We start from the raw sequence: 24,784 nt of genomic DNA on the forward strand, positions 1-24,784 counted from the left end.
TCCTCCTGGAGTGCTGGCCGGGCCCGAGGCGGTGGTCAGGGTGTGCGGATCGGCTCGCCGCCCAGCACGGCGGCGGCCCAGTCGGCCAGCCGGGAGCGGTCGATCTTCGAGTTGTGGCGGATGTCGGTCGGGAACGACGGGGCGATGAGCACGGCGGCGACGTCCGAGCCGGTCGCGGCGGCCACCTGAGCGCGCAGCCGCTGGGCGACCGGCAGCGGTGCCAGGCCGGGGGCCAGGGGTTCGCCGGATTCCGGGTCGCTGCCGGCTGCGGGTTCGAGCACGAGGGCGAGTGCCTGTGTGCCGGTCGGTCCGACGCCGACGGCCGCAGAGCGGAAGACCGCTGGGTCGCGGTCGGTCAGTGCTTCGATCCCGCCGGGGCCGAGCGGGCCGGCCGGGGTGGTGATGATGTGCTGGAGGCGGCCTTCGATCCAGATTCGGCCGGAAGCGTCGATGTGGCCGATGTCGTTGGTGCGGTGCCAGCGCTGCCCGTCGAGCGTGTCGCGGCCGGCCTGCTGGTCGGTCGACCACAGCCTGTCGTAGCCGTTTCTGATGTGGGCGGCGGAGACGACGAATTCGCCGAGCACCTGCTGGGCGTTCGTCCCGGTCAGCAGCTCATCGGCAGACCGGCCGTCGGCGTCGATGGGGGCCAGGGCGAAGCGCACCCCGTCGATCGGGGTGCCGACGCACACGCCGCGCGCCGCCTGCGCACCCGGGTCTGCGTCATCGGCGCTGTCCGTGCGCGCGGTGCTCTCCGCCTCGGCGGCGGCCACTTCATGCCGGTCGATATCGGCCAGCAGCAGGCCCTCGGTCATCCCGTAGGGGGAGTTGATCTGTGCGTGCGGGAAGATCTCGGCCACCTGGTCCATGAGCGACAGCGGCACCGGCGCCCCGGCCGAGAGCGCAAGCTCGACCCCGGCGCAGGCGGCCCGCTGCGCTTCGGTGAGCTCAGCGGCGGTCGCGCAGACATTGGTGTAGGCCGCCGGGGAGGCGAAGACCATCGTGCAGTCCGCCTCGGCGATGGCATCGGCTAGGGCCGCGGCGGTGAGCGTGCGCGGTTTGGTCACCGACATGTCCGGGGTCACGCTTGTGACCCCGAGGCCGGGGCCGAAGAGTGCGAAGGGGGCGAACCCGGCGACGAGCCCGGCACCCGGGCGCATGTCGAAGGTGCGGGTGAGCACGCCCATGAGCGCAGAGAGCTGGGCGTGGGTGTAGCGCACGCCCTTGGCCGGGCCGGTCGACCCGGAGGTGAAGAGCACCGCAGCCAGATCCGCAGGTCCTGGGGTGCGCAGCGGCTCACCGGCGGCGAGGTGGGCGTGGCCTTCGCGGATGAGCTCGGTCAGCGAGGTCTCGACGTTCAGCGCCAGTCGCTCGGGGCCTGGCAGGGGGCTGATGGAGATCCGCCGGCCCGGCCAGCCGGCGGTGCGGGCCAGGGTGAGGCCGGGCAGTTCGCCGATGATCCACTGCGGGTCAGCAGACCGGATCGCCCGGGTCATCCCGGCCACCCCGAGGCCGGCGTCGGCGACGACGACGGTGCCGCCTGCCTTGAGCACACCGTAGGCGGCGGCGGTGAGGTTGTTGCCCGGGGTCACGAGCAGCGATACCCGGTCACCGGGTGCCAGGCCGCGGGCCTGCAATCCGGCTGCGATCCCGTCGACGACGCCGGAGAGCTGCCGCCAGCTCACCGACTGCGGTGGGCGCTGGGACATGTCGACCGAGGCGATCGCCTCATCGTCTGCGCGTTCGGCCAGCGCATCATAGATCATCGGCGCAGTGGCCGCCGGCTGCTGGCTGTCCGCGGGCCGCTGGCCGTCAGCCGGTCCCGCGGCCTCGGTCTCGTCAGCCGCGCCGGTCTCGTCAGCCGGTCCCGCCGCGCCGGCCGGCTGGCCGGGTGCGGCGAACTGGGCGGTGAGCCAGTCGAGGACGATGCCGGCGACATCGGTGTCTTCGCTGACGAGGTGGGAGGCCTTCTCGCAGCGGTGGATGTCCGCCTGGGGCAGGCGGTGGCGCAGATCGCGCAGGAACCGCTCCAAGAACACCGGGTCCTTCGGCCCCCAGATGAGCAGGGCCGGCAGGTCGATGCCGGCGATGTCGTCTCCGAGCCGCTGCAGCTCGGCATACGACGGGTGGGTTTCGACCGCCGGGATGTCAGCGACGAAGGCGCCGATCCCGCCGCGCAGCTCAGCCGTGCGGTACGGGGCGCGGAAGGCGTCCTTCTCCTCGTCGGTCAGCGAATCCTGGGCCAGGGCGAGGGTGGTGCGCAGGAACCAGTCGGTGCGCACTGTTGACAGCGGCAGCATCGGCCCGGCCAGGGCCGCCTGCAGGGGTGCCGGGATCGGGGTGCCCTCCGGCTGGGCGACGGCGGTGTTGAGTGAGATGACCGCGTCGATGCGGTCCTGGTTGCGGGCCGCCCACGTCAGCGACAGCACCCCACCCCAGTCATGGCCGAGGGTGACGGTGCGCGCGGTCGGGCACTGCCCGATGAGCTCGCTGACGACGGCGTCGAAGTCCGCGACGCGTTCGGCGATGCGCCGGTAGCCGGGACCGTGGGTGGTCGGCAGGCCGGTGTGTGCGAGGCGTTCGGAGAATCCCATCTCCAGCTGGTCCGGGGCGATGACCCGCCAGACAGGACCCCCGCCTCGGGCGCGGTCAAGGGAGGCGGCAGCCAGGTGGCGCCACAGGTAGGACCAGGTGGGGTTGCCGTGCAGAGCGAGGATCGTGCCGGTCGGTGTGAGCCCTTCGGCCTGGAGTGCCGGGAGGGTGTCGAGGACGTGGAAGGTGCGCTCACCGTCGACCGTGCCGACGGTCACCAGCCGCGACCACTGCGGATCCCAGCCCGGCAGGATACCCGGCGTCTCGGCGGGGCGGGCCGGCAGGCGGGGGCTGAGGCCGGGCAGTCTCACCACTCGATCTCCGTCATCGCCGTGTTCAGGCCCGAGCCCACGCCCATGCACAGCACACGGTCACCGGTGGTGAGCTCTGCGGCCTTGCGGGTGAGCGTGATCGGCAGGGAGGCCGGGCCGACGTTGCCGAGCTGCGGGTAGGTCTTCGGGATCCGGGCCGTGTCGAGGTCGACGGCCTTGGCGATCGAGTTCGTGTGGATGTCAGAGACCTGGTGCATGACGTAGGCGTCCATGTTCCGCCAGTCCCAGCCGTCGCCGTGGGCGGTGTGCCAGGCGGTGGTGACGAGCTCCATGCCGTTCTCCAGCAGGCCCTTGGCGTCGGTGAACATGCCGTCGTGGTCGCCGACGCACAGCTGATGGTTCCACGTCGCCGCCCGGGTCACCCCGCCGAGGATCCGGTGGCCCTCCGGATGCTTGTCGGCCGGGCCGAGTAGGGCCGCGGAGGCCCCGGAGCCCAGCGTCAGGGAGGCGAACTCGTTGAGGTATTCCGCGCGCGTGATCTCCGGGCGGGAGAGCCGCTCGATCGTCGACTCCTGCACCCGGGAGGCGTCCTCACCGGCGACGATGAGGGCGTAGTCGAGCTGGCCGGAGTCGATCATCGTCGCTGCCAGGGTCATCCCGTTGACGAATCCCAGGCACGCGTTGGTGAGATCGAAGTTCATGGCGTGCGGCTGCAGGCCGATGCCGTGGTGGACCGACACCGCAACAGAGGGCTCGAGGTTCTCGCGGGTGACGGAGGTGTTGATCATGAGCCCGACCTGCTCGGCGTCGATACCGGTCTCGCGCAGCACCGTGCGCCCGGCCTCGGCGGCACCGGTGGAGAAGTCCGAGGGGTGCTCCCAGTTGCGGCGGGTGCGCACACCGGCGACGCGCTCGAGCAGACCGTGGGGCAGGTTGAGGCGTTCGAGGGTTCCGGCGAGTCGCTGGTCGAAGGAGGCCGAAGTGACCTCGACAGGTGCCGTCACCTCGGCGAGGCCGAGGAGTGCGACGTTGGAGTGCCGGAAAGTCGAATTGCCGTTCAAAGAAGGGTCCGTTTCGCGAGGTTGACGGTGCAGAGTCTCCGACTCATCCTAATACCCAAGCTGGCAAATCACTGCAACCGGCAGGTGCCCGGCGTTCGGCGTCCCTGTGCGGTCAGGCGGCGGTCTCGGCCCCGAGCAGGGACCTGGAGGCGAGGATTGACGGCACCGGGCCCGAGGCGGCGTGCGGCTGATCGTTGATGGCAAGGGGGCTTGTGGTCACTGGGGTGTGGGCGCACTGCGCACCGTGAGGCGCACAGCGATCGCCAGGGCGAGGCCGGCGGTGATGGCTGCCAGCAGGTCCGGGGCCCCGATCGTCAGCAGTTCGATGAGGCTCAGGCGGGCGTCGTGGTCGAGTTCGCCGGCGGAGGCGAAGCGAGGCAGCCGGGCGAACAGCAGGCCGAGGCCGAGGAGGTAGACGAGCAGGCAGACTGCGAGCATGATGCGTGGGTGGGCCAGCAGCCATATCCCGCAGATCGCGAGGATGACAGCGCAGCAGCTGAAGAGGATCGCACAGGCAGTCGGCCACGCGGAGTCTGTCGCCGGCGCGTCGGTGCAGGTGGAGACGGCCATGAACAGGGGTGCGGCGATCAGCAGGCAGGCGAATCCGAAGAAGCGCCGGATGCGCGGCAGATCATCGCCGGTGTGGCCAGCGGCGGGTTCGGCGGTCGCGGGTGCGGTTGTCGCTGCCGCAGCCGGATCGGTTGCTGCGGCTGGGTCGACTGCTGCCGCAGCCGGGGTGCGCGCTGTGCGCTGCGCTTCGATGGCGCCGACGACGGCGACGGCCAGGACGATGAGCCCGGCGAGGGCCGTCAGCAGACTGCCGGCCAGGTACATGAGCCCGGCGCCGATGTTGGCACCACTGGAGTGGGCGAGGTTGTCCAGCAGCAGCCGCAGCGTGCCGAAGGCGAACAGCCCGGCAGCCAGGCTGCACCCGATGAGGAACGTCGCCCGCACCGCGCGGCTGGCGAAGCGTGCGAAGGCACCGATGAGAACGCAGGTGAGGCCCGCCGCGGTGAGCGCCAGTGTGGCCGCCAGCAGCAGCGAGGCGAAGAGCACCTCGATCCAGACGGACAGGCTGGCAGCCAGCAGGCAGGCTGCGCCGAGGGCCAGGGTGGGAAGTCCCGCAGTGCGGTTCACGTCAGAGTCGCCTTCCGGATGGGGATGCCGCGCAGGCGGCCGGGCAGGGGAGGAGGCTGTGCTGACACCCTATATCCCCGTCTGCTCCGAGGTGCGGCGGTGCGCCGGGCAGGGTCTTCTTAAGCGGCAAGTGACCTTGTGTTCAGCGTGTGCACAGGCGCCAGAGCCTTCGTTATGGTAGGGACGTGCGTGCCAATTCCCGGCCCTTCTGGTTCTGGGCGATTCCGGTGAATATCCTCGTCATCGCCCTCATCGCGATCTTCATCCTCGTCATCGACGAGGACGATCAGCCTGCCCCGGTGGCCGAGCAGACCCAGCCGGCTGGCCAGGCTGGCGGCGCCGACTCCGGCACCGACGCCTCGGCTGCGGCCGACAGCGAATCCGACGGTGAGACCCCCGGTGAGGCCCGGCGCGACGCCGAGGACCCCTTCGGGCTCGGCAACCCCGAGTCGCCGGTGGCGATGGTCGTCTTCACCGACTTCCTGTGCCCGTTCTGCGCCAAGCACTCCGCCGAGGTCGAACCGCAGCTCATCGACCAATACCTCAATGAGGCGAAGCTGCGCATCGAATGGCGCGACGTCGACTTCTTCGGCGAGGACTCCAACCGCGCCGCCCGCGCCGCGTGGGCGGCCGGCCAGCAGAACCAGTACATCGAGTTCCACCAGAGCCTGTTCGGCGACGGTGAGCCGCTCGACCCGTCCGACCTGACGCAGGAGAAGCTCACCGCCGCCGCGCAGGCGCTGAGCATGGACGTCGCGCAGTTCGAGCGCGACATGGAATCCGATGAGGCCTACCAGCACGTGCGCGACAACGCCGAAGAGGCCGCCGAGGTCGGTGCGTTCTCCACCCCGGCCTTCCTCATCAACGGACAGCCGATGTCCGGTGCGCAGCCGCTGGAGGAGTTCCAGAACGCCATCGAGACCGCTGAGCAGGACAACCCGTACGAAGCAGGAGGCGACTCATGACGATCGGCCTCACCGCAGCCTTCCTCGGCGGCGTGCTCGCTCTGCTGAGCCCGTGCGGGGCGCTGCTCATCCCGGCGTTCTTCGCCTTCACCGTCTCCGGCGGGACGAAGCTCGTCGGCCGGGCGGCGATGTTCTTCATCGGCCTGCTCACGATCCTGCTGCCGATGGGTGCCGGCGCCGGATTCATCGGCGCGCTGCTGACCGCCCACCGCACCACCCTCATCATGGTCGCCAGCGTCCTGCTCATCGTCTTCGGACTGCTGCAGATCTTCGGGCTCGGCTTCGACCTGGGCCGCTTCATGCCCGAGAGCCTGCGCAACCCCGGCGCCGGCAGCGGCGGCACCGCCTCGCTGCTGAGCGCCTATGTGCTCGGCATCGTCTCCGGTGTCGCCGGATTCTGCACCGGCCCGATCCTCGGTGCCGTGCTCACCCTGGCAGCCTCGGGCGGCAGCCCGCTGACCGGCATGTTCTACCTGTCGGTCTATGCGCTCGGCATCGCGGTGCCGGTGTTCGTCATCGCCGTCGTGTGGCAGAAGCTCGGCGCCAACCGGATGTCGTGGCTGCGCGGCAGGACGATCACGATCGCCGGCCGGGACTTCCACACGACCTCGCTCATCTCCGGCATCGTCTTCATCGCCGTCGGCGTCATCTTCATGGCCACCAACGGCCTCGTCGGCGCCCCGGAGGTCATCTCCACCGCGACCGCCGGAGCGCTGCAGGAGGCGCTGCTCGCCTTCGACCGCGCGATCCCGGCCTGGGGCAACATCCTCATCATTGCAGGCGTGCTCATCGCTCTGTGGTTCCTCATCCTCTACCCGCTGACCGCCCCGGGCAGGAAGCTCGGCTTCGACGTTCGGAACTACCCGGCGGTGAGGACGGCGACCGCCTCGCCGACGGCTCCGCTGCGACCCGCCCGGGTGAGGCTCCCGGCCCAGCGCGTGACCTCGCCGAGGCGGAGGGAACCACCGCCTCGGAACCGGTCACCACCAGCTCGGGAGCGGATCACGCGGCAGGCGAGAGGGAGTTCCTCACCCGCCGGCAGCGCCGCGCAGCCGAACGCGCCGGACGCGGCTGAGACCGCCTGAGGGCGCACTGCTCAGACCGGTGAGAACCGGATAGGCTGGTGGAACCTCACGTCCACGGGCCGCGTGCGGCCCCAGCCTTAGGGAGTTTCGATGTCGAACGCGCAGGCTCACACGACGGCGGCGCTGCCGCTGAACGAACAGCTCGTCCTTGTCACCGGAGGCGGCCGCGGGCTCGGCGCCGCGCTCGTCAAGGCCTTCTACTGCGAGGGCGCGGCACTCGTCATCAACTACCGCTATTCGGCTGACCAGGCCCAGGAGCTCGCCGAGCAGATCCGGGCCCGAGGCGGTCGCGCGTTGGCCGTCGAAGCCGACGTCACCGACTTCCGCCAGGTGGTGGCGATGTTCGAGACCGCCCGCGAGGAGTTCGGCCAGCCGGTCTCCACCGTCATCAACAACGCGCTTGTCGACTTCTCCTTCAACGGCGATGAGCGCCCGGACGCCGATGAGATCGCCTTCGCCGCCTTCGAACAGCAGTTCCGCGGCACCGTCGGCGGGGCGATGCACGTCATCCAGGCGGCGATGAACGGGTTCCGCGAGATCGGGTCGGGCCGGGTGGTCAACATCGGTACCAACCTGTTCCAGAACCCCGTCGTGCCCTATCACGACTACACGGCTGCGAAGGCCGCGCTGCTCTCGCTCACCCGCACCTACGCCAAGGATCTCGGGCCGCTGGGCGTGCGGGTCAACATGGTCTCCGGCGGACTGCTGCGCACCACCGATGCCTCTTCGGCCACCCCTGATGCGGTGTTCGACGCGATCGCTGAGAACACTCCGCTGGGACACGTCACGACCCCCGAGGAGTTCGCCTCGGCGGTGACGTTCTTCGCCTCACCGGCCTCACGTGCGGTGACCGGCCAGAACCTCGTCGTCGACAACGGCCTCGTGATGGACTGAGCTGCCGGTGGGGTGATGCGGCGAGCACGTCCGGTCACCCCGCGAGGAGCGCTCCGGCGGTAGCCCGCTTAGGCAGGCGGATACATCATTCGGGGAAGAGTGTGATCGGATCGGTTAGTTCGGCTTGGAATCGGGAGTGGAAGAGCGGGCGTTGGGTTCGGTCGAGTGTCTGGGGTGGTATCCAGGCGGGTAGTCCGTTGATGAGTGTGGATCGCCAGCCGTGGCGTTCGTGCCAGGCGTGGTGGAAGCGGCAGAGCAGTGTGAGGTTGTTCAGATCGGTGGGTCCGCCGTGGCGGTGGGCGTGCATGTGGTGGGCTTCGCACCAGCCGACGGGGATATCGCAGTCGGGGAAGCTGCAGCCGCGGTCGCGTGCTTTGAGCAGTGTCATCTGGGTTGGGGTGGCGAACCGGGCCTCGGTGCGGACCTTGACGTCGCGGGTGCCTGGTCTGGTGGCCGAATAGTAGAACTTCCCTCCAGGGGAGAGCTGCAGGATGTCTTCGAGGCGCGTGTGGCCGCCTGCGGCTTCGACCTCGCCTTCGCCGCGGGCGAGCTGTTCAGCTGTGGCAGTGACGACAAGAGCATAGGAACCGGCACCGGTGGGTTCGCAGGCGCCGCGGGTGATGAGGACTGAGAACCGGTCATGGCGGCGTGCACCGTCGGGGCGGTTGTCGTCGAAGACCGGCGCGACTGTCGGGCTGCCATCGACAGTCGACGCGTTTGGTTGGCAGCCGGCGTCCTCCCAGGAGTCTGCGAAGGGTTCCAGGGCGGGTGGGCCGAATGACGAGCCTACGGCATCGAGGTGACCGGCACCGGCCACAGTGGAACCGTCTTCTTCAGGGGACGCGGAGCCGCCCTGTGGATCGTTTGCTGTCGTGTGGACGGCATCGATAATGTCGGCTGGGCCTTGTTGGCGGTTGGTCAGCAGTGCGTTGAGGGTCAGCCCGGTTGTCGAGTCGAGGAGTCCGCGGAGGATCCAGTCGCCGTTGGTTTTCTGGTTGACGGTGACGAAGTAGTCGTCGGGATGGCTGGGTTCGGTTTCGAGTTTTCCGTCTGGGTCGAGGTAGCCGAGGATGCGTTTGCCGAGCACCCGGAATTCCTCCACTCGCAGGCCTGGGGCGTTTTCGACCAGGACCCGTTCGATGGCGGGTTTGTGTTCGGCGCGCACGCGAGGTGGCAGAGCATCGATCTGCTTGATGATCGCCTGCGCCTGGTCTACCGAGATCGTGCCTGCCTGCAGACAGGCAGCAACTTCCGGCAGCTGGGCTGGGATCGGCTGACCGGTCGTGCTGTGATGCTCCGTTAAACAGCGAGCCATCGACAGCCGGCGGCGGGCCTCGTGGGTGGTGATGCGCATCTTCTGTTTCAGTAGTGCTGGCAGCTTCCGCACATCGTAGTGGCTGGGTTCGATCTGCTCTGACATGAGGCGTGTGCTTTGTGCGGTGGCGGATTCGAGTTTCCGGCGGACGAGCTCAAGTCCCTTGCCGATGGCGATCGCTGCGGCACTGTCGAGGGCGGCATTGTGCTGGATCGTGGAGGCGGTGTCCTCTAGTGCCGTGACCGTGGCCAGCAGTTCGGGGCAGTGTGATTTGAGCTGCGCGATGTCGGCGGCATCGAGGAACTCAGGATGGGCTTCGGCCGGATGGGCTCCCTCGGCCGGAACGGACTCGGCGGTCATGGCAGATCACCTCCTTCGGTGTATCTGCTTCCAACCTAGATTGAGGCACGGACACCCCTACCACAGAACGAGCCCTCATCGCGGCGAAAACGGGCCCGGCAGCCTGCGAAACAGCTATCGTTGCAGGTCAGGATGCAAAGAAAATTCTTTGAAGAAATTTTCGGCCATACCCTGCGGTCCCACTCCGCCGGTCGCGTGAACGACGCAGTTCGAACTCCCCGCTCCGCCGATCAGAGCGCGGTCTGATCAGGTCCGGTTGCGGTCGATCTCCTCTGCCAGGAACGCCTGCACCCGGGCCATGAGCAGCCGGGCCAAGTCTGCGTCGTACTCCGGGGCAGACGGGTCGGTGAACAGGTGCGCGCTGCCGGGGTAGACGAACTGCGCGGCGTTCGCCCCCGCCTCGGCGACGGAGGCGACGAGCAGCTCCGGTGCACCGGCATCGATCCACTCATCGCCGATCGCATAGTGGATCTGCACAGGCACCCCGGCTTGCCAGGAGGTCTTCTTCGGCACACCTCCGGCGTGGAACAACAGCGCGCCGGCCGCCCGCGGATCCCGCTTGCCCATCGACTGCGCCATCGCGGCACCGAGTGACCAACCGCCGAACACGAGCGGCCCCTCGAGGTCCTCGATGAGGCTGGCAACCCGCTTCGCCAACTCCGGGAAGCTGACGTCGTCACGGTAGGCGATTCCCGCCTCGACCGAGTCGAAGACATGACCGTCGTAGTAGTCGGGAGTGTGGACGGCATGACCGGCATCGGAGAACTGCGCGGCCAGCTGCGTCATGCCCTCGGTCAGCCCGAGCGCGGAATGGAAGAGCACAAGATCAGCCATGACCTCATCCTGGCACACGCGCACGGCGGTTCCCAGCCCGTCTGGGGCCGGATCTTCTCTGCCGACCACCGCCTCGGCGACGGCGGGCAAGACGGTAGCCTGTGGCCATGGCACTACGACGACGCATTCCCCGCTGGAACGATCTCCGCCCGCTCATGCAGTTCGACGTGCAGCTCAACCGGCGCCAGCAGCGCCTGAGCCGCGTCAGCAGCATCGAGGACCTGCGCAAGATCGCCAAGCGACGGACCCCGACCGGGCCGTTCGACTACGTTGATGGGGCGGCCGAGTCCGAGGTCACCCATCGCAGCAACCGCGAGGCGTTCGCCGAGCTCGAATTCGTCCCGGCGATCCTGGCCGGCAACGACCAGCTCGACCTGACCGCCAGCGTGGCCGCGGAGACCTTCCGGCTGCCGGTGGGCATCGCGCCGACCGGATTCACGCGCATGATGCAGGCCGAAGGCGAGATCGCAGGTGTGCGGGCCGCCGAACGGGCCGGGGTGCCGTTCTCGCTGTCGACGATGGGCACACAGTCGATCGAGGACGTCGCGGCGGCGGCGCCGAATGCGACGAAGTGGTTCCAGCTGTACCTGTGGCGCGACCGCGACGCCTCCCATGACCTCATCCAGCGCGCGTGGGCGGCCGGCTACCGGACGCTGCTCGTCACCGTCGACACCGCGATCGCCGGGCGGCGGTTGCGCGATGTGCGCAACGGCCTGACCGTGCCGCCGAAGCTGACGCTGGGCACCGTGCTCGACGCGTCCTACCGGCCCGAATGGTGGATCAACTTCCTCACCACCGACCCGCTGACCTTCGCGTCGCTGTCCGATGACACCGCCTCGCTGGCCGAGCTCATCAACGGGATGTTCGACCCGACCCTGTCGATGGAGGACCTCGCCTGGATCCGCGAGCAGTGGCCCGGGAAGCTGTTCGTCAAAGGTGTGCTCACCGCCGAGGACACGCAGCGCTCACTCGACAACGGCGCCGACGGCCTCGTCGTATCGAATCACGGCGGTCGCCAGCTCGACCGCGCGCCGACGAGCTTCGATGCCCTACCGGTGGTGCGTGCCGCCGCCGGAGACGATGTCGAGATCATCCTCGACTCCGGGATCATGCACGGTGCCGACATCCTCGCCGCGCTCGCCTACGGGGCCGACTTCACGCTCATCGGCCGGGCATACCTCTACGGCCTGATGGCTGCAGGCGAGGCCGGCGTGCGCAAGGTCCTCGAACTGCTCGAAGCGCAGATGCGGGTGACCATGCACCTCATGGGTGCCGCGACTCTCGCGGACCTCAACCCGGATATGATCCGCCGGGCTGAACGAGACCGCGGCGAGGGCTGAGGAGCCGGTCAGGGTGCGGGGTTGAGGAGGACTGATGGGACAGCGGATGTTCACCGCCATCCACCCGCCGTCTGAGATTGTGCAGACGCTGGGTGAGCTCGTCGAGCCTCGGCGCGGGATCGACGAGAACCTGCGCTTCACAGCTGAACGCTTGTGGCATGTGACGCTGGCGTTCATGCCCGATGTCACTACCGACTGCGAGGACCGGATCGACGAGATGCTCGCCGAGACCGCCCAGACGATTGCGCCCTTCGACATCGAGTTGGCTGGGGGAGGAGCGTTTCCGAACGCGGCCGAGGCGAAGGTGCTCTACCTCGGGATCGGGGCGGGGCGGGATGAGGTCATCCGCCTGCAGCAGCGGGCGCGCAATGTCGCCAACAATGCTGGCACCCGTGTCGACTCGACCGACCCGGTGCCGCACCTGACGATCGCCCGCACCGGCAGGCGGGCGATCAACGCGACGAAATGGCTGCAGGTGCTCGACGCATTCCCCGCATTGCGGTGGCGGGTCGAGGCGATCAGTCTTGTCGCTTCTCACCGCGGGCACGGGCCGACCCGGCATGAAGTGCTCGGAACGCACCGGCTGACAGGGCGGGGCTGAGCCGGTCAGAGCCGCGAACGTCGTTGACTACCACATCGACGAGCGTTGATGTTGCAGTGAACGTTGTTGAGGTCCCGAAACCGGGCTGGCCCGGCTGGCCGCGTGCAGTTCATGTGGACTCGACGCACGCCGATTCCGCACGACGTGCACACCATCGCCGGATCAGCGTGCGTTTCGTGTGGAACCGAGAAGTCTCGATTCCACACGACGTGCACACCATCGCTCACAGCCGAGTTCAGACGGTCTCGATGCCCGCTTCGGCTGCCAGCTGGCTGATCTTCCGGGCCATGCGGACGTCGCGGCTCGTCAGCCCTCCGACATCATGGCTCCACAGCGTCACCTGCACCTGCGGGTAGGACAGCAGTATGTCGGGATGATGGTCGGCGTCCTCAGCGGCAGCGCCGATCCGGTTGGTGAACTCCAGGCCCGCGGCGAAATCGCCGGTGCGGAACGTCGCCACGATCGTCTCGTCGCGCTGCTCCCAACCGGTCAGGTTCGCCGCGGCGATCTCTGCAGGACTGAGTTTCTTCTTCGGATCACTCATGGCTCAACCGTGTCACAGGCGCAGAGCCGCTGGGAAGTGCGGGCTCTGCAGGAGGCCCTCAGCCCTCCGCCGGCTCGTCGAACATGATGACCTGGCGGACGGCCTGGCCGTCGGCGAGGGTGTCGAGGGCGTCGTTGATCTCCTCCAGCCGGATGTGCCCGGAGATGAGCTCGCCGACCGGCAGCGCACCCTCACGCCACAGTCGCTCATAGACCTGGATGTCGCGCGCCGGCACAGCCGAGCCGAGGTAGGAGCCGATGATCGTGCGCGCCTCAGCGGTGAGCACGAGCGGGGTGATCTCCGAGCGCGCATCCGGTGCCGGCAGGCCGACGGTCACGGTCGTCCCACCGACCCCGGTCGCAGCGACAGCGGTCTCAAAGGCCTGCGGATGCCCGGCGGCCTCGATGACGACAGCCGCGCGCACACCCTGCTCAGCCACCTCGGCTGGGGTGTGAGCGGCATCGGCGCCGAGCTCGATCGCCCGGGACAGCTTCGCCGGATTCGCATCGACGCCGATCACCTTGCCGACATGGCCGTCCGCGCCACCATCGCCGCCACCACCGTCGCCGCCATCGTCTCTGCCGGCCCGGGCGCGCTTCTTCAGCGACAGCGCGGTGATGAGCGCAGCCATCCCGACCCCGCCGAGTCCGACGACCATGACATCGTCGCCGTCGGCTGGACGGCCGGCGTTGATGACCGCCCCGCCGCCGGTGAGCACCGCACAGCCGAGGACCGCGGCGATGTCGGCAGGCACATCCGCTCCGACCGGCACGACCGAGGAGCGGTGCAGCACCGCATGGGGGGCGAAACCGGAGACGCCGAGGTGGTGGCGCACCTCTGCCCCGTCGCGGCGCAGCAGGATCCGGTCGCCGACGAGGGTGCCGGCGTTGTTGACCGCAGTGCCCCGAGTGCACGGCAGCTTGCCGTCGGTCGCGCAGTTGGCGCACTGCCCGCAGCGCGGCAGGAACACGGTGCTCACCTGCTGGCCGGGCACGAGGTCGGTGACCTGCTCACCGACCCGTTCGACGATGCCCGAGGCCTCGTGGCCGAGTAGCATCGGGGTGGGCCGGGGCCGGTTGCCGTCGACGACGGACAGATCCGAGTGGCACAGCCCTGCGGCGCGGATGCGCACGAGCACATCCTCAGGACCGGGTTCGGCGAGGTCGAGGCGGCTGATCGTCAGCGGGTGGGTGTCGGCGTAGGGGCGGGCGGCCCCGATCTGTTCGAGGACGGCTCCGGTGATCTGCATCGTCTCTCCCCTCAGTCCGGCAGGCGCGGCCTGCCCGGATTCCGGCGGTGGAATCCTCATCGTAGGGCGGCGGTGAGCGTCAGATCAATGCCTGTGCATCCTCAGTTCCCGATGAAGTCCGCGGCGAGCTTCTCCGCCCCGCGGGCGACGATCGCGACATCAGCGCCGACGAGGATGAACTGGGCACCGGCCTCGGCATAGGCGCGCGCGGTGTCCGGGTCGAAGGCGTTGACACCGGCGAAGGTGCCGGCCGCCCGCACCTCGGCGAGCACCGAGCGCACCGCAGCGACCACCTCGGGGTGGGTCTGCTGGCCGAGGTGCCCCATCGAGGCGGCGAGGTCGGAGGGCCCGACGAACACCCCGTCGATGCCCGGCGTCGAGGCGATCGCCGCGGCGTTCTCCACCCCGGTGCGCGTCTCGATCTGCACGAACACGGACACGTGCGCGGCGGCTTCGGTGAGGTAGTCCGGCACCCGGTTCCAGCGCGCCGAGCGCGCCAGCGCCGAACCGACACCGCGCACCCCAGCCGGCGGATACTGCGCAGCCGCGGCCACCGCCTCGGCCTCGGCTCGCGTCGAGACCATTGGCACGAGGATGTTCTGCGCGCCCAGATCGAGGACCTGCTTGATGATCGTCGCATCGGCCACCGGCACCCGCACGACCGGCGTCGTCGGGTAGGCGGAGACGGCGTAGAGCTGGTGGAGGACCGCTTCGAGGCTGTTGGGCGTGTGCTCCATGTCGATGAGCAGCCAGTCGAGGCCGGCTCCGGCCATGATCTCGGCCATCGTCGGCGAGCCCGACGACACCCAGCCGCCGTAGAGCGTGCGCCCGGCAGCAGTGCCCGCGCCCGAGGCGGCGGTCGCCTGCGCATCAGACGCGCCCGAGGTGCCGGTCGCCTGCTGCAGTTCGGCGGCGAAGGTCGGGTTCAGACGAAGCGGCATGAGATCGTTCCCATCTGTCCATAGTCGGCCAGCACGGTGTCGCCGGGCTGGACCCACATCGGTTTCGTGAACGAGCCGGCGAGGATCACCTCGCCGGCGGCGAGGCTGTCGCCGTGCTCGGCGAGCTTGTTCGCCAGCCACACGACACCCATCGCCGGGTGGTTGAGCACTGCGGCGGCGACACCGGAGTCCTCGATCGACTCGTTGCGGTACAGCAGTGCGGACACCCAGCGCAGGTCGACGTCGTGCGGGTCGGTCGGGTTGCCGCCGACGACCATCGCACCCATCGCGGCGTTGTCGCTGATGGTGTCGACGATGCTGCGGCCCTCCATCTCGACGCGGCTGTCGAGGATCTCCAGGGCCGGGATAACGTATTCGGTGGCGCGCATGACGTCGAAGACGGTGACATCGGGGCCTGCGAGCGGCTCCTTGAGCGCGAAGGCGAGTTCGACTTCGATGCGCACCCCGGAGAACCGCTCATGCTCGATGACCGAACCGTTCTCGTAGACCATGTCGGAGAAGATGACGCCGTAGTCCGGTTCGCTGATCCCGGTCGCCTGCTGCATGACCTTCGAGGTCAGGCCGATCTTGCGGCCGGCCTGCCTCCGCCCGGCGGCGATCTGGCGGCGGCGCCACTCGTTCTGCACCGCATAGGCGTCCTCGACGGTCATGGACTCGAACCGGGCGGTCAGCCTCGGGATCTGGGTGTGGGTGCGCTCAGCCTCGGCGAGCTCGTCGGCGATCTGGGCGATGGTCTGCTCATCGAGCATGGGGTCTCCTTCCAAGCGGAGGTGCCCACCGCCTCGGGAACGGTGGCCTGGCAGCGGCTGCCGAAGGCAGCGACCGCGCCCGAGGCGGTGGTGCGGGTGGGGTGGGATGGATCAGAGCTGGTGGCCGAGCTTGTATTCGCCCTGCTTCCACTCCGGCATCGAATCCTCGTCGTTCTCCCGAGTGTAGGAGAACCCGTCGGCACCGATGGTGACCTCCATCTCCGAATCGTCCTCACGTGACACGAGCGGCTGCGGCTTGCCGTCGAGGTCGAGGACGAGGGAGGCGTCGGTGTACCAGCTCGGCACGACCGGGGTGCCCCACCAGTCGCGGCGCTGGTTGTCGTGGACGTCCCACGTCACGACCGGGTTGTCCGGGTCGCCGGTGTAGTAGTCCTGCGTGTAGATCTCCACCCGGTGGCCGTCGGGGTCACGCAGGTAGAGGTAGAACGCGTTCGACACGCCGTGACGGCCGGGACCGCGCTCGATGTGGTCCGACAGGCGCAGCGCACCGAGCTTGTCGCAGATGGCGAGGATGTTGTGCTTCTCATGCGTGGCGAAGGCGACATGATGCATGCGCGGGCCGTCGCCGCCGGTCATCGCGGTGTCGTGGACGGTCGGCTTGCGGCGCATCCAGGCGGCGTAGACGGTGCCGGCGGAGTCGCGGATGTCCTCGGTGGTGCGGAAGCCGAGGTCGTCCATGTACTTCACCGCCCGCGGCACATCCGGGGTGACCTGGTTGAAGTGGTCGAGGCGGACGAGTGCGCCGGGGGTGTAGAGGTCGTAGCGCCAGGCCAGGCGCTCGACGTGCTCGACGTCGTAGAAGAACTCGTACGGGAAGCCGAGCGGATCCTCGACGCGCACCGAGTCGCCGATGCCCTTGACGAAGCCGTCCCGGCGGCGCTCGACACGGCAGCCGAGCTCGGTGAAGTACGCCTCGGCACGGTCGACGTCCTCCGGGGTGCGCACCCGGTAGGAGAACGCGGCGACCGCGGCGACATCGCCCTTGCGCAGCACGAGGTTGTGGTGGATGAACTCCTCGAAGGAGCGCAGGTAGATGGCGTTGTCGTCCTCAGCGGTGACGACGAGCCCGAGCACGTCGACGTAGAAGTCGCGCGAGCGCTGAAGGTCGGTGACCTGGATCTCCATGTACGCGCAGCGCAGCACATCGGGTGCCGGTGCGGACGGGGTCGGAATCGGGTTGGCGGGCTGTGGTGTGGTGGTCATGACGGTTCCTTACTTCTTGCGCAGAGCGCTCACTGCTTGCCGAATGACGGGTTGTGGACCTTGCCGAGGTTGATGTGCACGGCCTGCTGATCGGTGTAGAAGTCGATCGAGCGGTAGCCTCCCTCGTGGCCGAGGCCGGAGGCCTTGACGCCGCCGAAGGGCGTGCGCAGGTCGCGGACGTTGTTGGAGTTCAGCCACACCATGCCGGACTCGACGGCCTGGGCGAAGTTGTGGGCGCGCTTGAGGTCGTTGGTCCACACGTAGGCGGCCAGGCCGTACTTCGTGTTGTTGGCCAGCTCGAGCGCTTCCTCCTCGGTGTCGAACGGGGTGATCGCGACGACGGGCCCGAAGATCTCCTCCTGGAAGATCCGCGCGGTCGGCGGGACGTCGACGAACACGGTCGGGGCGACGAAGTTGCCGAACTCGAAGCCCTCCGGGCGGCCGCCGCCGGCGGCGAGCTTCGCCTCGGACTTGCCGATCTCGACGTAGCTCATGACCTTCTCGAAGTGCTCCGGGTGCACGAGCGCTCCGACCTCGGTCTTCGGGTCGTGCGGGTAGCCGACCTTGACGCGCTTGGCCTGCGCGGCGTACTTCTCGACGAACTCGTCGTAGATGCTGCGCTGGACGAGGATCCGGGAGCCGGCGGTGCAGCGCTCGCCGTTGAGGGAGAAGACGCCGAAGATGCAGGCGTCGACGGCGCCGTCGAGGTCGGCGTCGTCGAACACGATGGCCGGGGACTTGCCGCCGAGCTCCATCGACAGGCCCTTGAGGTAGGGGGCTGCGTTGGCGAAGATCAGCTGGCCGGTCTTCGACTCACCGGTGAAGGAGATGAGCGGGACGTCCGGGTGCTTGACGAGCGCATCGCCGGCATCCTCGCCGATGCCGTTGACGAGGTTGAACACACCGGCCGGCAGCTCGGCCTCCTCGAAGATCCCAGCCCACAGCGAGGCTGAGAGCGGGGTGAACTCCGCCGGCTTGAGCACCACGGTGTTGCCGGTGGCCAGGGCCGGGCCGAGCTTCCAGGACTCGAGCATGAACGGGGTGTTCCACGGGGTGATGAGGCCGGCGACGCCGATCGGCTTGCGGTTGACGTAGTTGATCTGGCGGCCGGGGACCTTGAAGGTGTCATCGGACTGGGCGACGATGAGGTCGGCGAAGAACCGGAAGTTCTCCGCCGCCCGGCGGGCCTGGCCGAGCGCCTGCGAGATCGGCAGGCCGGAGTCGAAGGACTCCAGTTCGGCCAGCCGGTCGCCGCGGGTCTCGACGATGTCGGCGATGCGGTGCAGCACGCGCGAGCGCTCACGCGGCAGCATCTTCGGCCACGGGCCCTCGGTGAAGGCCTTCCGGGCGGCCTCGACAGCGCGGTCGATGTCGGCCTTCTTGCCGGCGGCGGCCTGCACGTAGGTCTCATTCGACACCGGCTCGAGGACGTCGAAGGTGCTGCCGTCGAGCGAGTCGACGAACTCGCCGTTGATGTAGTGCTGGATCCGCTCGGGCAGATCAGCCGGCACGTGGCGCTCGCTCAGCGATGCCTGGTTCGGGGTGTCAGTGTTCGTCATGGATTCCCTCCGAGTGTCGGTGCGCCCAGGGCCGGACGCAGTCAGTGGGTGAAACGGATCAGGTGGTCAGATGCGATCAGGTGGTCAGATGGTCAGTGGTGGCAGGCTGCCGGTCGGCTGCCGGCCCGGTCGGTCAGGTGGCGGGATTGCGGTCGAGGAACGCCTGCAGGGTCCGGTGGCGGTGGTTGCGGGCGGCGAGCTCGATGTCGATGGGCTCGGCCCCGTCGCGGATGAGCCCGAGGATCTGCGCATGCTCGACAACCGACTCCTCGGCCCGGCCGGGCACGAACGTGAACGTCGAATCGCGCAGCCCCGACATCCGCGTCCAGCAGCGGTGCACCTGCTCGAGGACGAGCGGGTTGGGGCACGCCCTGAACAGCACGGAGTGGAATTCCTTGTTCAGCTGCGTGAAGTAGTGCGGGTCGAGCCGGTCGAGCAGTGAGCGCATCCGCTCATTGATCGCCTCAGCCTCATCGAGGGCAGCCGCATCGAGCAGCGGTGCCGACAGCGCGGTCGCATAGCCTTCGGCCACGCCGAGGGTCTGCATCGCATCGAGGTAGGCCTGCTCGTCGACGAGCGCGACACGGGCGCCGACGTTGCGGTCGTACTCGACGAGCCCCTCGGCCTCGAGCCGCCGGATCGCCTCGCGCACCGGGATCGCGCTCATCTGCAGCTCCCCGGCGATCGGCGCGAGGACGAGGCGGTACCCGGAGCCGAACTCCTTCGACAGGATCCGCTCGCGGATCCAGTCATAGGCCCGCTGCGACTTCGAGGCCACGACGGTGGTGGCGACCTGCGGCGGGCTCGCCGTCGCCGAGGCGGTGGCTGGCCGGCGGCTCATGACCGGCCAGCCTGCTGCGCGGCTTCGTACTTGGCCCGCCAGTCCTTGTTCATCGGGAACAGCCCGTCGACCGGGTGGCCGTCTGCGACCTGTTCGAAGACCCAGGCGTCCTCGGTCTCCTTCTTCGCAGCCGCCTCGGCGACCTCCTCGGCCAGGGCCGGGGGGATGACGATGGCACCGTCGTCATCGGCGACGATGATGTCGCCGGGCTGCACGACGGTGCCGCCGCAGCTGATCGTCAGGTCGGTGTCCCACGGCACGTGGCGGCGGCCGAGCACGGCAGGGTGGGCGCCCTGGGAGAAGACCGGGATGTCGATGTCGGCGACTGCGGCGTAGTCGCGCACGCCGCCGTCGGTGATGATGCCGGCAGCGCCCCGGGTCTTGGCGCGCAGGGCGAGGATGTCGCCGAGCGTGCCCGAGCCGGTCTCTCCGCGAGCCTCGATGACGATGACCTCGCCCTCACCGACGGTGTCGAAGCAGCGCTTCTGGGCGTTGAAGCCGCCGCCGTGGCTCTTGAACAGGTCCTCGCGCCCGGCGATGAAGCGCAGGGTCTTGGCGGTGCCGACGATCTTGGCGCCCGGCCGGTTCGAGCGCACCCCGTCGATGGTGACATTGTTCAGGCCGCGCTGGCGCAGCTGCTGGGACAGCCCGGCGACCGGGATCTCAGCGAGCTTGGCGCGCAGCTCAGCGGTCAGGGCCGGGCGCGGATCCAGGCCGGCGGCCGCGCGGGAGCCGTAGGCCTCCTCACGCTGAGTGTCATCGACCTTCGGCAGCGAGCCGATCGCGGCATCGAAGTCACCCGGGCCCTCGACGACAGTGCTGACCAGCCGGCCGGTCGACGGTGCGCCTGCGGCATCGGGGGCATCGACCTCGATCTCGATGACGTCGCCGGGTGCGGCGACCGAGGAACCGGCCGGGGTGCCGGTGAGGATGATGTCGCCGGTCTCCAGGGTCACGTGCTGGGACAGGTCGGCGATGAGCTGGGCGAAGGGGAAGAACATCCCGGCGCCGGTGTCCTCCTGCACGAGGCGGCCGTTGTGCCAGGTGCGCACCCGCAGCTGCTCAGGGGAGACCTCGGCGGCGGCGATGAGGCCGGGACCCAGCGGAGTGTAGCCGTCGCGGCCCTTGTTGCGCAGGTTCGAGCCCTTGTCGTTGGCGCGCAGGTCGTACAGGCCCCAGTCGTTGGCCGCGGTCACCCAGCCGACGTGCGACCAGGCATCGGCGGTGCTCACCCGCTGGGCGGGCGTGCCGATGATGAGGGCGATCTCGCCTTCGTAGGCGAGCAGTTCGGTGCCGGCCGGGCGGGCGACCTCAGCGCCTGCCGGATCACCGGAGGCGGCCACCGAGCTCAGCGGCTTGATGAAGTACGACGGGCTGGACGGCTTGCGGCCGCGCTGGGCGGCGCGGGACTCGTAGCTGAGGTGGACGGCGATGATCTTGCCGGGCACCTGGGGCAGCGCGGCAGTGCGCTTGTTCGTCGCGGCGTCGGTGTCCATGGGCTCCTTGCTCTCTGCTGGTGAGACCGCCCGTGAGGCAGGTCTCCGAAACGGCTTCGGATGTGATCTGCTTTACACAATATCTGAAATCGTATATCTTTTCATCTATCACCGTGAGCAACCTCACTCAGACCGCGAATATTCCGCAGCGCATACTCCGCAGCCGCACCTGGCTGCACCACCTGGCTGCACTGCCGCCGGGGCATCGCGAACCCGGGACTTCTGCGGTCTGGAGAGACGTCTAAGGAGCGTTCATGTCTGCAGCGTCAGCTGTGACCACCTCGCCGACCTCGGCGAGAGAGCGGCGCAAGGTCGCCTTCGCCGCCGTCATCGGCACCACCATCGAGTGGTACGACTACTTCGTCTACGCAGCCGCCGCCGGGCTCATCTTCGGCCAGCTGTTCTTCGAACCGGCTGGAGCCCAGTTCGCCGTCATCATCTCGTTCGCCAGCGTCGGCATCAGCTTCCTGTTCCGCCCGCTCGGCGCCTTCCTCGCAGGCCACTACGGTGACAAGCTCGGCCGCCGGTTCATCCTCGTCGTCACCCTCATCGGTATGGGTGCGGCCACCGTCCTCATCGGCCTGCTGCCGACCTACGAGACGATCGGCCTCGCCGCGCCACTGCTGCTCATCGGCCTGCGCATCCTGCAGGGCATCTCCGCCGGCGGCGAATGGGGCGGAGCCGTCCTCATGGCCGTCGAGCACGCACCGGGGCACCGCCGCGGCCTGTTCGGGGCGATGCCGCAGATCGGCGTGCCGCTCGGACTGCTGCTGGCCAGCGCCATGATGGCGATGATGACCGCGATCTTCCCCGGCGACGCCTTCCTCCAGTGGGGCTGGCGGATCCCGTTCCTCTTCAGCATCGTGCTCATCGGCGTCGGCTACTGGATCCGCCGCAGCGTCGAGGAGTCCCCGGTCTTCGCCGAGATCGCCGAACGCCGCGAACAGGCCAGCGCCCCAGTCGTCTCCCTCTTCGCCCGCTACGCCCCGCTCGTGCTGCTGGCCGCCTGCGTCTTCGCCGGCAACAACGCCGTCGGCTACATGACCACCGGCGGCTACGTCCAGCACTACGCCACCGACCCGGACGGCCCGGTCGCTCTGCCGCCGGGACCGGTCCTGTGGGCCGTGACGATCTCCTCGGTCACCTGGCTGCTCTCGACCTTCGTCGCCGGCTGGATCTCCGACCACCTCGGGCGCAAGAACACCTACCTGCTCGGCTGGATCCTCCAGGGCGCTGCCGTCGTCGCGCTGTTCCCGCTCGTCAACACCGCCACCGTCGGCATGCTCACCCTCGCCCTCGTGCTGCTGACGATCGGGCTCGGCCTGACCTACGGCCCGCAGGCCGCCTGGTACACCGAGCTGTTCCCCGCCTCAGTGCGATTCTCCGGCGTGTCGATCTCCTACGCACTCGGCTCCATCATCGGCGGCGCCTTCGCCCCGATGATCGCCCAGTCGATCCAGCAGGCGACCGGCTCATCGACCGGCGTGACCGTCTACCTGCTCGGCATGACCGTCATCGGCCTCATCGCCACCCTGATCCTGCGCGACCGCCGCGGCATCGACCTCTCGCCGAACGCCGAAGACGAGCAGACCCGCGGCATCTACGCCGGATCCAGCCACCGCACCGGACCGCATGCCATGCCGGCCACCGCCTCGGGCCAGGCGGCCACCGCCTCGGGCACGGGCCATGACACCACTGACGACGCGACCACGAACACCGACCGCCCGGGAACTGCCGGCCACTGAGCCGCGCGAAGCCAAAGGAGCCTCAGATGCAATTCCACCACCACGGATACGTCACCCACGACCCGCTCATCGAACCGGCAGCCGGCATCGGCCTCGACCGGCCCGAGGAGCTGCCCGACGAGATGGACGTCCTCATCGTCGGCACCGGGCCGGCCGGCATGATCACCGCCGCCCAGCTCGCGCAGTTCCCCGACGTCCACACCCGGATCATTGAGCGCCGCCCGCAGCGGCTGGAGATCGGGCAGGCCGACGGCATCCAGGCGCGCAGCGTCGAGACCTTCCAGGCCTTCGGGTTCGCCAACCGGCTCATCGACGAGGCCTACCGGATCACCGAGATGTGCTTCTGGGGCCCGGACCCGGACAACCCGGAGAACATCGTGCGCCAGTCACGCCCGGCCGATGACCCGCACGGCATCTCTGAGTTCCCACACCTCATCGTCAACCAGGCCCGCATTCAGGACCACTTCGCGGCGTTCATGCACAACTCGCCGGCGCGCATGAAGCCCGACTACGGCTGGGAGATGCTCGGCCTGTCCCGCGATGACGCCGAGGAGTACCCGGTCGCCGTCGAGCTGCGCCGCACCACCGGACCCGATGAGGGCAGCACCCGCACGGTGCGCGCGAAGTACGTCGTCGGCTGCGACGGCGCGCACTCGCAGGTGCGCAAGGCGATCGGCCGCAAACCGCAGGGCGACCAGGCCTTCCACGCCTGGGGTGTGATGGACGTGCTCGCCGTCACCGACTTCCCCGACATCCGCACGAAGTGCGCGATCCAGTCGAGCTCCGGCGGCAACATCCTCCACATCCCGCGTGAGGGCGGCTACCTGTTCCGCATGTACGTCGACTTGGGCGAGGTCTCACCCGAGGACGCCGGCGCGATCCGCAAGACCACCGTCGAGGACACCATCGCCAAGGCGAACGCGATCATCCACCCGTACTCCCTCGACGTCAAGAACGTCGCCTGGTACTCCGTCTACGAGGTCGGCCACCGGGTCACCGACCGGTTCGACGACGTCGACGACGGCGATGAGCGCACCCCGCGCGTCTTCATCACCGGCGACGCCTGCCACACCCACTCGGCCAAGGCCGGGCAGGGCATGAACGTGTCGATGCAGGACGGGTTCAACATCTCCTGGAAGCTCGGCCATGTGCTCTCCGGCCTGGCCCCGGAGTCGCTGCTGCGCTCGTACTCGCGGGAGCGCCAGCCGGTGGCGCAGAACCTCATCGACTTCGACAAGGAATGGTCGACGCTCATGGCGAAGAAGTCCAGCGAGTTCGAAGACCCCGCCTTCCTCGCCGACTTCTACGTCAAGACCGCCGAGTTCCCCGCCGGCTTCATGACCGAATACGACTCCGCCCCGCTGACCGGCGGTGCCGAGTTCCAGCAGCTGGCCGCGGGCTTCCCGCTGGGCAAGCGCTTCAAGTCAGCCCCGGTGGTGCGGGTGGCCGATGCGGTGCCGCTGCACCTGGGCCACCACGCCCGGGCCGATGGCCGCTGGCGGATCTACGTCTTCGCCGACGCCCCGGTTGCCGGGGCTGCGGATTCGAAGCTCGCCGGCTGGGCGGACTGGATGGCCAACGACGCCGCCTCGCCGCTGCGCGTGCACACGCCGTCCGGCGCGGATCCGGATGCGCTCTTCGACGTCAAGGTCGTCTACCAGCAGGCGCATCACGAGTTCGAGGTCACCTCCGTGCCCGAGGTGTTCCGCCCGAAGGTCGGCCCGTACAAGCTCATCGACCAGGAGAAGGTCTTCGCGATCGCCCCGCAGGACACCCATGAGAGCGATCGCCACCTCGCCGGCGACATCTTCGCGATGCGCGAGATCTCCCGCGAGGGCGCTGTCGTCATCGTCCGGCCCGACCAGTACGTCTCTGCCGTGCTGCCGCTCGACCGTCCCGAGCTCGTCGGCGAGCACTTCGCCCCGCTGCTCAACCGCGCATGAGCTGAGCGACCGCGCATGA

At 68.9% G+C, this 24,784-nt stretch carries 20 protein-coding genes; 7 read left to right on the forward strand and 13 right to left on the reverse strand.

Annotation, left to right across the window (positions count from 1 at the left end; genetic code table 11):
• Nucleotides 1–35: 35 nt before the first annotated feature.
• The 3 genes from H9634_RS03100 to H9634_RS03110 form a co-directional block, all read right to left on the reverse strand.
• The gene (locus H9634_RS03100) at nucleotides 36–2,903 is read right to left on the reverse strand and encodes an alpha/beta fold hydrolase (protein WP_318244982.1); all 2,868 of its coding nucleotides are present in this window, start codon (nucleotides 2,901–2,903) and stop codon (nucleotides 36–38) included.
• Nucleotides 2,897–3,922, reverse strand: coding sequence for a 3-oxoacyl-ACP synthase III (locus tag H9634_RS03105; RefSeq protein ID WP_191725326.1), 1,026 nt, complete (start codon nucleotides 3,920–3,922; stop codon nucleotides 2,897–2,899). The genes H9634_RS03100 and H9634_RS03105 overlap by 7 nt, the downstream gene beginning before the upstream one ends.
• Before the next feature lie 216 nt (nucleotides 3,923–4,138).
• Complete coding sequence (locus H9634_RS03110; RefSeq protein WP_191725327.1) at nucleotides 4,139–5,059, reverse strand: hypothetical protein; 921 nt, start codon at nucleotides 5,057–5,059, stop codon at nucleotides 4,139–4,141.
• 185 nt (nucleotides 5,060–5,244) lie between these two features.
• Here H9634_RS03110 and H9634_RS14415 point away from each other — a divergent pair, with 185 nt between their 5' ends.
• The 3 genes from H9634_RS14415 to H9634_RS03125 all read left to right on the forward strand — a co-directional run bounded on the left by H9634_RS14415 (nucleotide 5,245) and on the right by H9634_RS03125 (nucleotide 8,003).
• Nucleotides 5,245–6,024, forward strand: a complete 780-nt coding sequence (locus tag H9634_RS14415; protein ID WP_191725328.1) for a DsbA family protein — start codon at nucleotides 5,245–5,247, stop codon at nucleotides 6,022–6,024.
• Nucleotides 6,021–7,109: a cytochrome c biogenesis CcdA family protein gene (locus H9634_RS03120; protein ID WP_191725329.1), complete on the forward strand. Its 1,089-nt coding sequence runs from the start codon at nucleotides 6,021–6,023 to the stop codon at nucleotides 7,107–7,109. Before H9634_RS14415 ends, H9634_RS03120 begins: the two co-directional genes overlap by 4 nt.
• A gap of 90 nt (nucleotides 7,110–7,199) precedes the next feature.
• Nucleotides 7,200–8,003: a 3-oxoacyl-ACP reductase gene (locus H9634_RS03125; protein WP_191725330.1), complete on the forward strand. Its 804-nt coding sequence runs from the start codon at nucleotides 7,200–7,202 to the stop codon at nucleotides 8,001–8,003.
• Nucleotides 8,004–8,088: 85 nt separating this feature from the next.
• On the opposite strand, the gene H9634_RS03130 is transcribed toward H9634_RS03125, so the two are convergent.
• Both H9634_RS03130 and H9634_RS03135 read right to left on the reverse strand, forming a co-directional pair.
• Nucleotides 8,089–9,678: an HNH endonuclease signature motif containing protein gene (locus H9634_RS03130; RefSeq protein ID WP_191725331.1), complete on the reverse strand. Its 1,590-nt coding sequence runs from the start codon at nucleotides 9,676–9,678 to the stop codon at nucleotides 8,089–8,091.
• A gap of 246 nt (nucleotides 9,679–9,924) precedes the next feature.
• Nucleotides 9,925–10,602 carry a dienelactone hydrolase family protein gene (locus H9634_RS03135; RefSeq protein WP_225210528.1) on the reverse strand — a complete coding sequence of 226 codons (678 nt, stop codon included), beginning with the start codon at nucleotides 10,600–10,602 and terminating at the stop codon, nucleotides 9,925–9,927.
• 17 nt (nucleotides 10,603–10,619) lie between these two features.
• Here H9634_RS03135 and H9634_RS03140 point away from each other — a divergent pair, with 17 nt between their 5' ends.
• Together H9634_RS03140 and thpR are read left to right on the forward strand one after the other, a co-directional pair.
• The gene (locus H9634_RS03140) at nucleotides 10,620–11,852 is read left to right on the forward strand and encodes an alpha-hydroxy acid oxidase (RefSeq protein ID WP_191725332.1); all 1,233 of its coding nucleotides are present in this window, start codon (nucleotides 10,620–10,622) and stop codon (nucleotides 11,850–11,852) included.
• Nucleotides 11,853–11,886: 34 nt separating this feature from the next.
• On the forward strand, nucleotides 11,887–12,453 hold the full coding sequence (thpR, locus tag H9634_RS03145; protein ID WP_191725333.1) for an RNA 2',3'-cyclic phosphodiesterase: 567 nt from the start codon (nucleotides 11,887–11,889) through the stop codon (nucleotides 12,451–12,453).
• Between the two features lie 235 nt (nucleotides 12,454–12,688).
• Here thpR and H9634_RS03150 read toward each other — a convergent pair whose 3' ends face one another.
• The 8 genes from H9634_RS03150 to H9634_RS03185 all read right to left on the reverse strand — a co-directional run bounded on the left by H9634_RS03150 (nucleotide 12,689) and on the right by H9634_RS03185 (nucleotide 21,077).
• Nucleotides 12,689–12,997 (reverse strand): 4a-hydroxytetrahydrobiopterin dehydratase, encoded by a 309-nt coding sequence (locus H9634_RS03150; protein WP_191725334.1) that lies wholly within the window; start codon nucleotides 12,995–12,997, stop codon nucleotides 12,689–12,691.
• Nucleotides 12,998–13,055: 58 nt separating this feature from the next.
• Nucleotides 13,056–14,246, reverse strand: coding sequence for an alcohol dehydrogenase catalytic domain-containing protein (locus tag H9634_RS03155; RefSeq protein WP_191725335.1), 1,191 nt, complete (start codon nucleotides 14,244–14,246; stop codon nucleotides 13,056–13,058).
• 101 nt (nucleotides 14,247–14,347) lie between these two features.
• Nucleotides 14,348–15,187: an HpcH/HpaI aldolase family protein gene (locus tag H9634_RS03160; protein WP_191725336.1), complete on the reverse strand. Its 840-nt coding sequence runs from the start codon at nucleotides 15,185–15,187 to the stop codon at nucleotides 14,348–14,350.
• Nucleotides 15,172–15,957, reverse strand: coding sequence for a 2-oxo-hept-4-ene-1,7-dioate hydratase (gene hpaH, locus H9634_RS03165; protein WP_191725337.1), 786 nt, complete (start codon nucleotides 15,955–15,957; stop codon nucleotides 15,172–15,174). The genes H9634_RS03160 and hpaH overlap by 16 nt, the downstream gene beginning before the upstream one ends.
• 111 nt (nucleotides 15,958–16,068) lie before the next feature.
• Complete coding sequence (gene hpaD / locus H9634_RS03170) at nucleotides 16,069–17,181, reverse strand: 3,4-dihydroxyphenylacetate 2,3-dioxygenase (protein ID WP_191725338.1); 1,113 nt, start codon at nucleotides 17,179–17,181, stop codon at nucleotides 16,069–16,071.
• A gap of 29 nt (nucleotides 17,182–17,210) precedes the next feature.
• Nucleotides 17,211–18,740, reverse strand: a complete 1,530-nt coding sequence (gene hpaE / locus H9634_RS03175; RefSeq protein ID WP_175293654.1) for a 5-carboxymethyl-2-hydroxymuconate semialdehyde dehydrogenase — start codon at nucleotides 18,738–18,740, stop codon at nucleotides 17,211–17,213.
• A 133-nt stretch (nucleotides 18,741–18,873) separates the two neighbouring features.
• Nucleotides 18,874–19,581, reverse strand: a complete 708-nt coding sequence (locus H9634_RS03180; RefSeq protein WP_191725339.1) for a GntR family transcriptional regulator — start codon at nucleotides 19,579–19,581, stop codon at nucleotides 18,874–18,876.
• A complete protein-coding gene (locus tag H9634_RS03185; protein ID WP_191725340.1) occupies nucleotides 19,578–21,077 on the reverse strand; it encodes a fumarylacetoacetate hydrolase family protein in 1,500 nt (499 codons plus the stop codon). The genes H9634_RS03180 and H9634_RS03185 overlap by 4 nt, the downstream gene beginning before the upstream one ends.
• Nucleotides 21,078–21,331: 254 nt before the next feature.
• On the opposite strand from H9634_RS03185, the gene H9634_RS03190 reads away from it, so the two are divergent.
• Both H9634_RS03190 and H9634_RS03195 read left to right on the forward strand, forming a co-directional pair.
• Nucleotides 21,332–22,822 carry an MFS transporter gene (locus H9634_RS03190; protein WP_191725341.1) on the forward strand — a complete coding sequence of 497 codons (1,491 nt, stop codon included), beginning with the start codon at nucleotides 21,332–21,334 and terminating at the stop codon, nucleotides 22,820–22,822.
• 26 nt (nucleotides 22,823–22,848) lie between these two features.
• A complete protein-coding gene (locus H9634_RS03195) occupies nucleotides 22,849–24,765 on the forward strand; it encodes an FAD-binding monooxygenase (protein WP_191725342.1) in 1,917 nt (638 codons plus the stop codon).
• The last annotated feature ends 19 nt before the right edge of the window (nucleotides 24,766–24,784 follow it).

Origin of the sequence: Brevibacterium gallinarum (assembly GCF_014836885.1) — a bacterium.
In the GTDB taxonomy this organism is placed as follows: domain Bacteria; phylum Actinomycetota; class Actinomycetes; order Actinomycetales; family Brevibacteriaceae; genus Brevibacterium; species Brevibacterium gallinarum.

Excerpts from the sequence above, each read along its gene's own strand:
- H9634_RS03120 (WP_191725329.1), top strand. The coding sequence starts at position 6,021 with ATGACGATCGGCCTCACCGCAGCCTTCCTCGGCGGCGTGCTCGCTCTG.
- H9634_RS03125 (WP_191725330.1), top strand. The coding sequence starts at position 7,200 with ATGTCGAACGCGCAGGCTCACACGACGGCGGCGCTGCCGCTGAACGAA.
- H9634_RS03130 (WP_191725331.1), bottom strand. The coding sequence starts at position 9,678 with ATGACCGCCGAGTCCGTTCCGGCCGAGGGAGCCCATCCGGCCGAAGCC.
- H9634_RS03140 (WP_191725332.1), top strand. The coding sequence starts at position 10,620 with ATGGCACTACGACGACGCATTCCCCGCTGGAACGATCTCCGCCCGCTC.
- thpR (WP_191725333.1), top strand. The coding sequence starts at position 11,887 with ATGGGACAGCGGATGTTCACCGCCATCCACCCGCCGTCTGAGATTGTG.
- H9634_RS03150 (WP_191725334.1), bottom strand. The coding sequence starts at position 12,997 with ATGAGTGATCCGAAGAAGAAACTCAGTCCTGCAGAGATCGCCGCGGCG.
- H9634_RS03155 (WP_191725335.1), bottom strand. The coding sequence starts at position 14,246 with ATGCAGATCACCGGAGCCGTCCTCGAACAGATCGGGGCCGCCCGCCCC.
- H9634_RS03160 (WP_191725336.1), bottom strand. The coding sequence starts at position 15,187 with ATGCCGCTTCGTCTGAACCCGACCTTCGCCGCCGAACTGCAGCAGGCG.
- hpaH (WP_191725337.1), bottom strand. The coding sequence starts at position 15,957 with ATGCTCGATGAGCAGACCATCGCCCAGATCGCCGACGAGCTCGCCGAG.
- hpaD (WP_191725338.1), bottom strand. The coding sequence starts at position 17,181 with ATGACCACCACACCACAGCCCGCCAACCCGATTCCGACCCCGTCCGCA.
- hpaE (WP_175293654.1), bottom strand. The coding sequence starts at position 18,740 with ATGACGAACACTGACACCCCGAACCAGGCATCGCTGAGCGAGCGCCAC.
- H9634_RS03180 (WP_191725339.1), bottom strand. The coding sequence starts at position 19,581 with ATGAGCCGCCGGCCAGCCACCGCCTCGGCGACGGCGAGCCCGCCGCAG.
- H9634_RS03185 (WP_191725340.1), bottom strand. The coding sequence starts at position 21,077 with ATGGACACCGACGCCGCGACGAACAAGCGCACTGCCGCGCTGCCCCAG.
- H9634_RS03190 (WP_191725341.1), top strand. The coding sequence starts at position 21,332 with ATGTCTGCAGCGTCAGCTGTGACCACCTCGCCGACCTCGGCGAGAGAG.
- H9634_RS03195 (WP_191725342.1), top strand. The coding sequence starts at position 22,849 with ATGCAATTCCACCACCACGGATACGTCACCCACGACCCGCTCATCGAA.